2 protein-coding genes and 1 pseudogene are annotated in these 13,865 nt (G+C 37.9%); 1 reads left to right on the top strand and 2 read right to left on the bottom strand.

Going from position 1 to position 13,865, the window contains the following annotated elements; genetic code table 11:
* Positions 1-32: 32 nt before the first annotated feature.
* The gene (locus tag ACTB0X_RS06240; protein ID WP_463024133.1) at positions 33-812 is read right to left on the bottom strand and encodes an enoyl-CoA hydratase/isomerase family protein; all 780 of its coding nucleotides are present in this window, start codon (positions 810-812) and stop codon (positions 33-35) included.
* A 30-nt stretch (positions 813-842) separates the two neighbouring features.
* Positions 843-4,433, bottom strand: coding sequence for a sensor histidine kinase (locus ACTB0X_RS06235; protein WP_463024132.1), 3,591 nt, complete (start codon positions 4,431-4,433; stop codon positions 843-845).
* 528 nt (positions 4,434-4,961) lie between these two features.
* Between ACTB0X_RS06235 and ACTB0X_RS06230 the strand changes: the two are divergent.
* A pseudogene (locus ACTB0X_RS06230) lies at positions 4,962-13,865 on the top strand (hypothetical protein); the annotation flags it as partial.

Here is a 13,865-nt window from a genome sequence, read left to right as displayed (position 1 = left end):
AAAACAGCACTAGGAAAGTTTAGTATTCTCAATTATTTACCAGGAAAATTTGGTTTTCTTTTTTCTAAAAATGCCGTGGTTCCTTCTTTAAAATCTGCTGTTTCAAAACAAGCACCAAACTGTGTCATTTCAGTTTCAAACCCATTCACTCCATCCTTAAAACCATCATTGATTGCTTTTATTGCTTTGCCAATTGCAACAGTTGAATTTCTAGAAATTTTATGAGCCATTTTCTTCGCTCTATCCATCAATTCTTCTTGAGTGGTTACTTGATTTACCAAACCGATCCGATGCGCTTCATGGGCGTCAATCATTTCGGCAGTGGTGATTAGCTCCATGGCTTTCCCTTTGCCTGCCAATTGCGCCAAACGTTGTGTTCCTCCATAACCAGGAATTACTCCTAACGTTACTTCAGGCAATCCCATCTTTGCATTGTCTGATGCTATACGAATATGGCAACTCATCGCCAACTCTAATCCGCCACCTAAAGCAAATCCGTTTACTGCTGCAATCACTGGTTTGCTAGAGTTTTCAATGACATCAAACATAGAAGATTGACCTTGTTGACTTAAAGCGTGTGCTTCTTTACTATTAAAATTGGCAAACTCTGAAATATCTGCTCCAGCTACAAATGCCTTCGAACCAGACCCTGTGATAATAATAGCAGTTACTTCTTGGCTCGCATCTGCTTCACGTATAGCATCTCCAATTTCTTGGATGGTTTGTTTGTTTAAGGCATTTAATTTATCTGGTCGATTGATGGTAATGATCTCAACGGTACCATCTTTTTCTATCAAAATATTTTCAGGCATAGACATTCAATTTTACTTCAAAAGTATTATTTATTCTTGACCTATTCGGGGCAACGTAAGGATAAAAGTAGTTCCCTGATGAATGACACTTTCAAAATGAACGGTTCCTCCAGAGTTTTCAATGCTGTTTTTTACAATGGCCAATCCCAATCCCATTCCACTTGATTTACTGGTGAAATTGGGTACAAAAATTCGCTCGTAATCTTCTTTCGCTATCCCAGTCCCATTGTCTTCAAAGGATATAACATAATCTGATTCATTTTGACTAACATCAATTTTAATCTCCGCTTCTTTACCATCTGGAATCGATTGTAATGCATTTTTAATGATGTTATTAAACACTCTAATCAGTTGATCTTTGTCTGCTTTTACGTTTGCCACATCGCAATTAAGTCGCAACTTGATATTGCCCTTCTCACTTTCGTCAAATAAGTTCACTGCATTCTTTAGCACTGGAATAAAATCCATCACCACTTTTTGCGGGTCAGGCATTTTTGCAAAATTGGAAAACTCATCAGCTATTTGTGCCAAAGCATCAATTTGTTGAATCAAAACTTGAGCAGTTCGGTCGATTCTTTGTTCCAAATCATCAGCCTGATCATCAGCCGCTCGCTTTAAGTGCTGAATGCTTAACTTCATTGGGGTTAATGGATTCTTAATTTCATGAGCCACCTGTTTCGCCATTTCTTTCCAAGCTCCTGCTCGTTCTGTCCGTGCTAATAAATCGGCACTGTCGGCCAATTTCACCACCATTCGGTTGTATTCCTTTACTAAGCTGCTAATTTCATCACTTCCTTCCCATTCTATTATTTCATTCGAAGACCCAATGTTTACTTTAGAAATATTCTCTCGTAACAACTGTAATGGTTTGGAAATGTAATTGGCGAAAATCACTGAAAGGATGATGGAAAAGCAAAATATAACGACATATATATTGATGCTACTCACCAAGAAGCTTGAAATCTCTTCTTCCAATTCGTCTTGCTTCGCGAAATACGGTAAATTTAAATAGGCCAAAAATTGTCCATCAGAATTAAAAAATGGCACATAAGCTGAAAGGTAATTTAGTGCACCAATGTTCTCACTATTTATAAAAATACGCTTCTTCTCTTTTGCCATTACTTGATAAGCCTCAGCATCCATTAACTGCGCTTTTAATCCTATGTCAAAAATTTCGGGGCGAGATGTGGCAATCAGTGCACCATCTGCTCCAAATAAATTAATGTCTGTGTAAAACACATTCGAAAATTTAATCAATGCTGCAGTCATGTATTCGTTCATCGATTGATTCAACTCATCTTCATCGCCCAATTTTTGATCAATTTCAATCAATACAGAACGCAACTTTTCTGAGATATTTTTATCGTTTTTAACCCGGTATTGTTTTTTGATATAATAGGTAGATGCGATACTAAACATCCCAATAGAAAGCAGCAAGATTCCAATTATGAAGACTTGTATTTTAGTTGTAAAATCTCTGATTCTCCATTCTACTTGAATTGGGAATTCTGGAAGTACTAGTGCAATCAACACAATCAACAACGCCAACATTGTGAAGACATAAGAAAACGTGGTAAATGCATTCAGCCAATCGTTTCGCTGACCCACTAATTCTATTAAAGTAGAGGCGTTTAACTGATAATATAAATGATTGTGCAATCCATCTTCCACCTTTAAGATACTGCCAGCTTTTATGTGAATTGAATCTAAAAAAGCCGAAAACGAATAATCGCCAACACTGGCAGTTAATTCATTATTCTCATATTTGGCAAAGGATAAAGCACCCAAACTGATGGATCTGCTAATTTCTTTTTGATCCAACAGCAGTTCAGGATATCCTTCATTTTCATTCAGTCTTTTATTATTGAATTCTGCAAATAATATAATATCGATAGAATCAATTTCGAATTCAACTCGACTTAAATAAGAGATTCGACCAGTTTCTGACTGCATCAAAAAAAGCGGATAACTGCCTGTTGGAGTTCCTTCTTTTTCAATTCGATCGTTGAAGAATTGCTGGCAATTCACTTCCAAATTATCAGGTTGAACAAGCAAGCGATCTGCAGGTGAACAGAAAGTAAATTGCAACTGATAACCTTGCCAAAAGCCTTTGAAATAAGTTTGAGTAATGTATGAATTTACAGAATCGGGATAGCTCCAATAATCTTGAATTAAATGCAATAGAGCAGAATCATTCTGCATTTTTTCTACACTCTTTGCAAATAAGTATTCTGCAATAGGATCCTTTTCTTCTGATAATTTTTGAGCCATCACACTCATGTTCCTCCGCTCTTTTAATGCCGTTTGGTGGAGTATTATGTAAGATGAAATTAAACTCAGCAATAGAATCAAGAAAAGAGATCGGGTAAGATTATATTTTCCAGAATAATAACGGTGAACAGTGGCAGAGAAAAACAATATGACCATCGGCCAATTGATAAAGGCAATGTTTCGTTCGCCGAAAAAATATTGAGCCAAATAATTGGCAATCCCCAGAAGGAAGATAAACAATACCGTTCGAGAATACTCCACTGAATTTTGACGGATAGAATTGGACACTAAAAGGAATAAAGCACAAAGCATAAAGCACATGATGATTAAACCTAGGTAGCTATAAAAATTAAGAGAAAACAGATTACTCAAGTCAAAACTTATGGTAGAGCTTATCACCAATCCTCTAAAAACATGCGTAATGCAATAGCCCAATAAATAGGTTGCTCCAATAAACAAGACCAATCGGAATGAGGTCAACTGCTTTTTTAATTGGTTAGAAACAAGAATCCAAAGTATTGTAAAAACAAAAAGGAGGTGCAGTATGGTATCGCCCAAATTGGGCAACCATTCATTCAATGCAAATATTTTGGGGTTGAATAGTTCGGTTTGGTATAAAAAATCAGGAAAGTGAAAGTAATAACAAACCCAGCGAAGTGAGAATAAAACAACACTAACTAGCAATGCTGCGCTAAATCGGCCTTGGTTTGTCCATTGAATTACTATTGATAACAGTAAAAGAATAGCAATAAAAAAAGCGGTGGTTTTTACAATTAAGATGGATTCAAAGATGAAATTATTGGATGCTGGGGTAATTGAAAACACCACATTGCCTTCTGAATTTTTAAATCCAACATCACCAGATTCATCCGCTTTGAAATAGTAAGTTGTTGTTAGTTTTTTATTTAAAACAAAGCTATTCTGAAGATAAGAATTGGTGTGATAATATTTCTGCTGAACCAAAATAGCAGCGATTGCACGTCTATTTTCATTTTGCAATTCTTTGAGGTAATAATACCCTTCGCCTAATAATAAAACCCTTTGAGAGGTTGACGATTTATTGACATAAACGCCAATATTCGCGTTGTTGTCCGACCAAAAGATAAGGGAATCGTGCTCTAATAAATAGTAACTGATGCATTCCGTATTACTCTCGGTTGACTCTCCATGTATGACTTTATTTAACCCTAAGTTGGCTTCTTGTTCTAAATCAAGGAATCTATCTTGTGCTTTTTCGATTTGATAAGTGGCATATTGATCATTGAGCCAATCGGAAGGAATAAAAAGCGAAATAACTAGAATAAATTCTAATAAAATGGCCCATCTCAAAAAAATAAATTTATTTCTCATCGCCTCAAATTTATGATTTTATGGGAGTAAAGTTAATTTACTTAATAAGTGTCTTGTTTTAATATTTAAAGACGAGTCATTTTACTCGTATCCCTTCTCCCAACTAAAAATACTATAATCCTTTTTGGGATGCACTACCTCTAGTTTTTACTTTGGATATATAATTTAGTAAAAAGAAATTCTATTAATTAAGCCTTGCCAAACTAAAAATATGCCTACAATTCGTCTACTAAATAAGACTCTTCACAGTAGATTTAGTGCTATTTATCAGAAAATGTTATAGATTTGCGGATTGTTAATAATAGTTAATTTGAATCTTAGGAGTCCTACAAAAAAATAAAAATTTCAAAAAAAAGACAAACACTTGTTTTAACATCTGATTGATTGGAATTTAAAGTGAGTAATTATACAAAGACAACAAAAATTATGAGACGAATTATTCTACTTTCTTTACTTCATTTTCCAAATTTCTTTACCACAAATTTCTACCACTATAGGAGATTACTCTCTACTATAATTTTAAGCCACATGAAAAATTCTGTACCACAGAAATTTGTACAATATAATTTGTTATTTGTACTGCTTCTTACATTTTACTCATCACAAACAAGTCTTAACGCACAAACGGTTAGGTGGGTTAATAATCAAGGAGAGTCAAGACCAGCTACAGTAACAGTACAAGGCAATTCCTATTCTACTGCAGCAACCACTTATACCGACATTCAAGTTGCAATAAATGGTTCGAACTCAGGGGACATCATTCTCATCACAGATGGGACCTACAGAAATCCCAGAGAATCGATCTCAACTGCATGCAGTTTATTTGGTACTTCTCAGGACTCTCTTTTGTATCTTGAAGTTTTCAAATCCAACTTACTCATCATTTCTGAAACTGGAGATTATAGAACATCTTCTGCCCGATTAGTCGGATATGGATTTAGTTCTAGAAATAACAACAAATTAAATATTCAAGGTCTTCATATGGATAGTATTCGTGTGAATGCATTTTGGGCTGCAAGTGGCTATGGATATGGACCTGCAACCAATTCTACAATAAAAAACAATAAGGTTACCAATACAAGAGGCCATGGTATCAAAACCGACTCTGATGGATCAACAACAGTTAATAGAGGCACTTGGGTGATTGAAGGAAATTACTTTGAGAATATAGGTTTCTACAATGGAAATGGTAACTGCTTAACCCCTGCAGGTGTTTCGGCAATATGGTTAGCAGAGGCAGGTCAATATTTTACTATAAAAGGAAATGTCATAAAAAACACAAAGTGGGCAGGAATCCTTTGTGATGGTTACGGTGGTTTTGGATCAACAAATGGTAGTGTTATCATTCGGGAGAATCAAATAAATACAACAGTGAACTCAGGCATACAAGTTGGAATATCTTCCGCTAACTTTTACTACCCTTACAATGCGATAATTAAAAAGAATAAAATTGAGAATGCGAATACAAGTGCTGATACTACCGTTGGTGCTGTTACTATTTTACACAGTAATGTTAGAGGAGTCATCATTGATAGCAATCACATAACATCTTCACACAATGGAATCGCGATAGACATCGCCGGTTGGCAAGACTCTCCTGATACTACCTATATTAACTATAATAACTTTTGTTCGTTATCAGGTGGATTTGCAATCCATCATACAAGATGGGCTAATACTTGCTGCAGCACAGCTGACGATCTATTGAAGTATGATATAGAGAATAACTATTGGGGAGCCACATCTGGGCCTACCTACTCTACAAACCCAGGTGGTTCTGGTGAAGCACTTCAAAAAGACGCCACCAAATCTGGTAATGATTTTGATTTTTTACCTTTTGCTACAACACCTTTTGCAATTGATACATTTAATGTAAATTATTGCCCAGTAAATGTGTTAGCCACAATAACTGCTCAGACGAATATCCTTTGCAATGGTAGCTCTACAGGAAGTCTAACTGTATCTGCATCTAATGGAACAGCTAATTATAGCTTTGTTTGGTCTAATGGCTCTTCTACAAACAATACTTCATCAACTTCAAACACAGTTTCCGGTTTAGCAGCGGGAACATATACGGTTACATTAACTGATGGAAACTCTTCTACGTCTGTTGCCTCTGCAACTATCACTCAACTGCCAGCTGTAGACGCAAGTATTTCTTCTCAAACCAATGTTTCTTGTAACGGAAATAATGATGGGTCAGCTACTGTTGCTGCTTCTGGTGGAACCTCTCCTTACACTTACATATGGTCCAATGGCACAACTACTTCTTTTGTGACAGGGGTTGCAGCAGGTAATTTAATGGTAACAGTTACTGACAACAATGGGTGTTCTGATAGTTCTTCTGCTAATATTACTCAGCCCCCTATATTAAATGCCAGTATCGCCTCTCAAACTAGTTCTACTTGTAACGGAAATAATGATGGTTCAGCTACAGTTACTGCTTCTGGTGGAACCTCTCCTTACACATACATTTGGTCCAATGGCACAACTACTGCTGCTGTGACAGGGGTTGCTGCAGGAAATTTAACAGTAACCATAACGGACAATAATAGTTGTATGGCTACCACAACTACTACGATTACAGAACCAGCAGCGATTAATGGATCCATTTCTCAAACTAACGTTTCTTGTAATGGAGGTTCAGACGGCTCAGCAACTGCTGCTCCAACTGGTGGAACCTCACCTTACACTTACATATGGTCAAATGGAACTACTTCTGCTGCTGTAACAGGAGTTGCTGCAGGAACTTACTTTACCACAATAACTGATATCAATGGATGTATAGATATTCAAGCTACAACCATTACTCAACCAACAGCCGTTAATGCTAGTATCGCCTCTCAAACCAATGTTTCTTGTAATGGAAATAATGATGGATCAGCTACTGTTACTGCTTCTGGTGGAACCTCTCCTTACACATACATATGGTCCAATGGGACAACTACTGCTGCTGTAACAGGAGTTACTGCAGGAAATTTAACAGTAACTATATCAGACAATAATAGCTGCTCTGATACTACTTCTGCCAATATTACTCAACCTTCTGCAGTCAATGCAAGTATAGCGTCGCAAACCAATGTTTCTTGTAATGGAAATAATGATGGTTCGGCTACAGTTGCTGCTTCAGGTGGAACTTCGCCTTATTCTTACATTTGGTCCAATGGCACAACTACTGCTGCTGTAACAGGAGTTGCTGCAGGAAATCTAACAGTAACGGTAACAGATAATAACAACTGTGCCACTACAACAACAGCGACAATCACACAACCAACAGCTTTAACTGCTAGTATCGCTTCAAAAACTAATGTTTCTTGTAATGGAAATTCTGATGGTGCTGTTACAGCATCTGCCACTGGAGGAACTTCACCTTATATCTATCTATGGTCTAATGGATCAACTACTGCTTCAATAAGTGGGCTTGGTGTCGGAGCTTATACAACAACAATTACAGACTTTAAAAATTGTACAGCTATTGCCACAACAACGATCACCCAACCAAGCGCATTCATTTCATCAATAGTTGTTGACTCTAACGTCACTTGTGGTTCAGCTTCAAATGGAGGTTTAACTGTGACACCATCTGGCGGCACAAATCCATACAGCTATGTATGGTCAAATGGATCAACAACAGCCTCTATCACAGGAGTTGCTGCAGGAAATTATTCTGTTACGGTTAACGACCTTAATGGCTGTTCAACTACTAACAGCAGTTCAATCACTTCTCCTTCTCCAATAATTCCCACCACAACAATCTACTTAAATGCATCTTGCGAAGGAGTTGCTGATGGATCAATTATCGCTTCAGCTATTGGTGGTGTAACTCCATATACCTATAATTGGTCGAACTCAGCAACAACAGCTTCTATTACTGGTTTACCATCCGGAACCTATGAAGTAACCATTTCTGACAATTCAGGTTGCTCAGTAACCTCAAGTAATACCATCACAAATATCAACTCTGCTTCGGTTTCCATTAATCAAGGATCCAATGCTGGCTATTGCCTAAATGACTCGGTTGAATTGACCACCACTGCAGTTACAGGCACAACATATGAATGGCAATTGAAAAAAGATACAGGAGCTTGGCTTCCTGTTGGTTCTTATGGCTTTACATCAGGCACTGCTGAAGAAATTGTCCTGGAAGAAAACAATGGTGTGCTTTATATGGCCTTTAGAGATTTAGCAAATGGCAATAAATTGTCAGTAATGAGATACAATGGCGTTTCTTGGGAATATTTAGGTCCTCCAGGATTCTCGAACAATTCTGCTATCTATATTAAATTACAATTTGACAGCAATCAAAATCCATATGTAGGTTTTCAAGATGGTCCTAATAGTACTGTCATGAAATTTGACGGCACCAATTGGCAATTTATAGGTGGTTCAGGCTTCTCCGGTTCAAGAACTGAATTCATTTTAATTGATGATACCGCCTATGTTGCCTATCAAGACTATGCGTCATCACTCGGTGGTCGAGTTTCTGTTAAAAAATACAGTGGGACTTCATGGGTTTATGCCGGTGGTGCGGGTATATCGGATCAAACTGCGAATAGTTTTGATTTCGGATATGATGGAAATAATTTGTATTTAGCCTATGCTGACAACGCCTATTCATCAAAAGGGGTTGTAAAGATGCTGAATGGTTCGAGTTGGAATACAATCGGAAATGAAGGGTTTACATCTAATCAAGTCTATCAAATATATATTGATTTCTACAATGGCAACCCAATTGTATGTTACAATGGAGGCAGCAATCGGTTTTTTATTAATGAGTTCAACGGTTTATATTGGTCTAGTGGATTATCGGATATACCAGCACCCAATGGCAGCTCATTGGATTTTGAAGTTAAAGATGGAACACCTTATGCCAGTTTCACTGACTTTTCATTAAATCAAAAAGCTGTAGTAACAAAGTATGATGGATCAGACTGGAATATTATTGGAGCAGAAGGATTGACACCAGGAGCAGCTACATTTCCCTCAATGGCAATAGTAAATGAGGTTCCTTACATAGCGTTTAAGGACTTTACTAGTTCTTCCAAGGCTTCTGTTATGCGTTTTGAAGCGGAGACTGAAATTATTGGCTCAGGACCTTCCATCTTTGTATCTTTTAGTGATACTTATATTCTAAAATCTACTGAATCCGGTGGTTGCATCGCTTATGATACGGTAACAGTTACTGAAAATGAAAGTGCCTCTATATCAACTACAGTAGTAAATAATGTTAGCTGCTACAATGAAACTGATGGAAGAGCAACTGTAAATGCCTTTGGAGCAGAACCATTTACTTACTTTTGGAGTACAGGAAGCATCGCCAAGATTGATTCAACTTTATCCGCAAGAAAACATCAAATCATTATTATAGACGCCAATGGTTGTGCGTATACTGATAGTGTAACTATTTCTCAACCTGACTCTTTAATAATCAGTGTCTCCCAAAAGGATGTGAGTTGTTTTAATGATTCTACTGGATCAATCTCGTTGGATATCAGTGGTGGAACAGCTGGGTATACATACTCTATAGATGCCTCTGCTTCAAATTATAATCCGGTTTCTATCTCAGGAACTTCTATTAACTTAGAAGATGATGAACTATCAAGCGCCATTCCCTTAGGCTTCGATTTTGACTATTTTGGAATAACCTATACAGAAGCTTACATTAGTTCAAATGGGTTTATCACCTTTGAACAAAGTTTTGAATCAGGTCAAGGTGGTGAAGGCGGAGGTCAAGGTCCTTTACCTGAATTCGATTTACCACTTTTCGCCCCAAATGATGGGTGTTGTCAAGGTCAATCGTTACCTGATGTTGATGAAGTCAATAATTTAATTGCCTTTGCGTGGGAAGATTTGGATCCATCATCAGGTGGTAAGATAGAATATCAAATGGTGGGGACTGCCCCATCTAGAAAATGGATCATGTCTTTTGATACTGTGCCGTTATGTTGCGGCTCGACTTCTCCTCGAATAACTGCCCAAGTTATTCTTTATGAAGGTACAAATTGCATTGAAGTACATTCTACCAGCTCCAACGGATTGACAGATGCAACACTTGGAATAGAAAATCAAGATGGCACCATTGCTTATACTTACCCAGGAAGAAATGCGTCTGCTTGGACAGCAACAAACGACTTTATCGCATTTTGCCCATCAGGCTCATATGATTTAGCGTGGTCAAATGGGGAGACAACAGATTCTATTTCAGGACTAGCTTCTGGAACTTATACAGTTACTGTGACTGATATTAATGGCTGTTCTGCAACATCAACATCCACTATTAGTCAACCAACTCAGTTAATCTCTTCAATTGTTATTGACTCAAATGTAACTTGCAATGGTTTCTCCAATGGAGGAGCTACTGTATCTGCAACAGGAGGAGCTTCTCCTTACAATTATGCGTGGTCGACTTCAACAGACTCAACGACCATTGCCACCACTGCAACTATTACAGGGATTATAGCAGGAAACTACATTGTAACCGTCACAGATACAAACGGCTGTTCGGATACCAGTTCTATTACCATTCAAGAACCTACAGCATTATCTGCTAGCATCACAATCGACGCAGGTGTTTCCTGCAACGGATACACTGATGGAGCAGCTACAGCATCTCCATCAGGAGGAACTTCTCCGTATACTTATTTATGGAGCAATGCTGCTATAACAGTATCTATATCAGGAGTTATGGCTGGCACATATACCATTACGATAACTGATAACAACGGATGTTCATTAAGCTCTAATGCAACGATAACGACATTAGATTCTATTAAACCTAATGTGGTTAGTCAAAATATTTCTCTATACTTAGGGGCCTCTGGTATGGCTAGCATCACTGCTGCTGACATAGACAATGGAAGTACTGATAATTGCTCTTCGATTACTTTAGCCATCGACTCTGCTAACTTCGATTGTTCTGAAGTAGGTGCAAATACTGTGAAGTTGTATGTAACAGATGGGAATGCAAACGTAGATTCTACTACAGCAATAGTAACAGTGTTAGATACTTTAAAACCAACAGTAATCGCTCAAAACATAACTGTATACTTAGATGCAACTGGTAATGCTACTATTACTGCTGCTGATATTGACAATGGAAGTAATGACAATTGCTCAGGGTTAACCTTAGCCATCGACTCTTCTAACTTTGATTGTTCTGATGTGGGCATAAATACTGTGAAGTTAACTGTGACTGATGCCAATTCAAACATTGATTCGGCTTCGGCATTAGTTACTGTTTTGGATACTTTGAAACCAACAGTAATCGCTCAAAACATTGCAATTTATTTGGATGCAACAGGTAATGCAACCATTACTGCCGCTGACATTGATGGCGGAAGTGCTGATAACTGTTCCTCAATCAATTTAGCCATTGATTCTGCTAACTTCGATTGTTCTAGAACCGGACCAAATACTGTAAAATTGTATGCAACCGATGCCAGCTCCAATGTGGACTCTGCATACGCAATAGTAACTGTGCTCGATACAATAAGCCCTGTGGCTAGTGCTCAAAACCTGACAGTGTATTTAGATGCAACTGGTAGCGCCACAATTACTGCTGCCGATATTGATAATGGAAGTAATGACAATTGCTCAGGATTTACGTTGGCCATCGACTCTACTAACTTCGATTGTTCTGAGGTTGGACCAAATACAGTGAAGTTAACGTTGACAGATGCTAGCTCGAATGTTTCTTCTGCATCGGCAACCGTAACAGTGTTAGACACAATAAAACCAGTGATAATTGCTCAAAACATAACTGTGTACTTAGATGCAACTGGCAATGCTACTATTACTGCTGCTGATATCGACAATGGAAGTACAAGCAATTGTTCTGCAATCACATTGTCTTTAGATTCTACTAGTTTTGATTGCTCGGAAGTGGGTGCGAATACAGTTAAATTATACGCATCAAACCTCAATTCAATTGTGGATTCTGCTACTGCAATTGTAACAGTATTAGACACTACAAAACCTGTGGTGGTTGCGCAAAATATCACCGTTTATTTGGATGCAACTGGCAATGCAACCATTACTGCCGCTGACATTGATGGCGGAAGTGCTGATAACTGTTCTGCTATTTCATTGGCCATCGATTCTGCTAACTTCGATTGTTCTAAAACTGGATCAAATACTGTAAAATTGTATGCAACCGATGCCAGTTCCAATATGGACTCTGCATACGCAATAGTAACTGTGCTCGATACAATAAGCCCTGTGGCTAGTGCTCAAAACCTGACAGTGTATTTAGATGCAACTGGTAATGCTACTATTACTGCTGCTGATATTGATAATGGAAGTAATGACAATTGCTCAGGATTTACGTTAGCCATCGATTCTTCTAACTTCGATTGTTCTGATATTGGACCAAATACAGTGAAGTTAACGGTGACAGATGCCAATTCAAACATTGATTCGGCTTCGGTTGTAGTTACTGTTTTAGATACTTTGAATCCAACAGTAATCGCTCAAAACATTACAGTTTACTTGGATGCAACTGGTAATGCAACTATTGCTACTATTGATATTGACAACGGAAGTGCTGACAACTGCTCTGCAATCACACTGTCATTGGATTCTACTAATTTTGATTGCTCCGAAGTGGGTGCGAATACTGTGAAACTTTATGCAATTGATGCGAACGCTAATATTGATTCTGCTGCTGCAATAGTGACAGTGTTAGATACCACCAACCCTACTGTGATTGCTCAAAACTTGACAGTGTATTTAGATGCTTCTGGTAATGCAATCATCACTGCGGCGGACATCGACAATGGAAGTGCTGATAACTGTTCTTCGATTACCTTGGCGATTGATTCGGCTAACTTCGATTGTGCTGAAGTTGGTGCTAATCCAGTGAAGCTTTATGTAACGGATGCAAATACTAACATTGATTCTGCTTCTGTGGTGGTAACGGTTCTTGATACCATCACTCCGACTGTGGTTGCTCAAAACTTGACAGTGTATTTAGATGCAACTGGTAATGCAACCATTACTGCTGCTGATATTGATAATGGTAGTAATGACAATTGCTCAGGATTTACGTTAGCCATCGACTCTTCGAGCTTCGATTGTACTGATGTTGGACCAAATGCAGTGAAGTTAACAGTTATAGATGTAAGCACTAATTCATCTTTTACTAGTGCAACAGTTACTGTTCTAGATACTTTGAATCCAACAGTAATCGCTCAAAACATTACAGTTTACTTGGATGCTACAGGATCTGCTTCCATTACTACTGCTGATATTGACAACGGAAGTGCAGACAACTGCTCTGCAATAACACTGTCATTAGACTCTACTAGTTTCGATTGCTCAGAAGTGGGTGCGAATACTGTGAAACTATACGCAATTGATGCTAACTCTAATATTGATTCTGCAACTGCTATTGTAACAGTATTAGATACCGTCAACCCTGCTGTTGTTGCTCAA

This window comes from Acidiluteibacter sp. (assembly GCF_055129545.1).
This window is presented reverse-complemented; position numbering and strand designations above follow the sequence as displayed.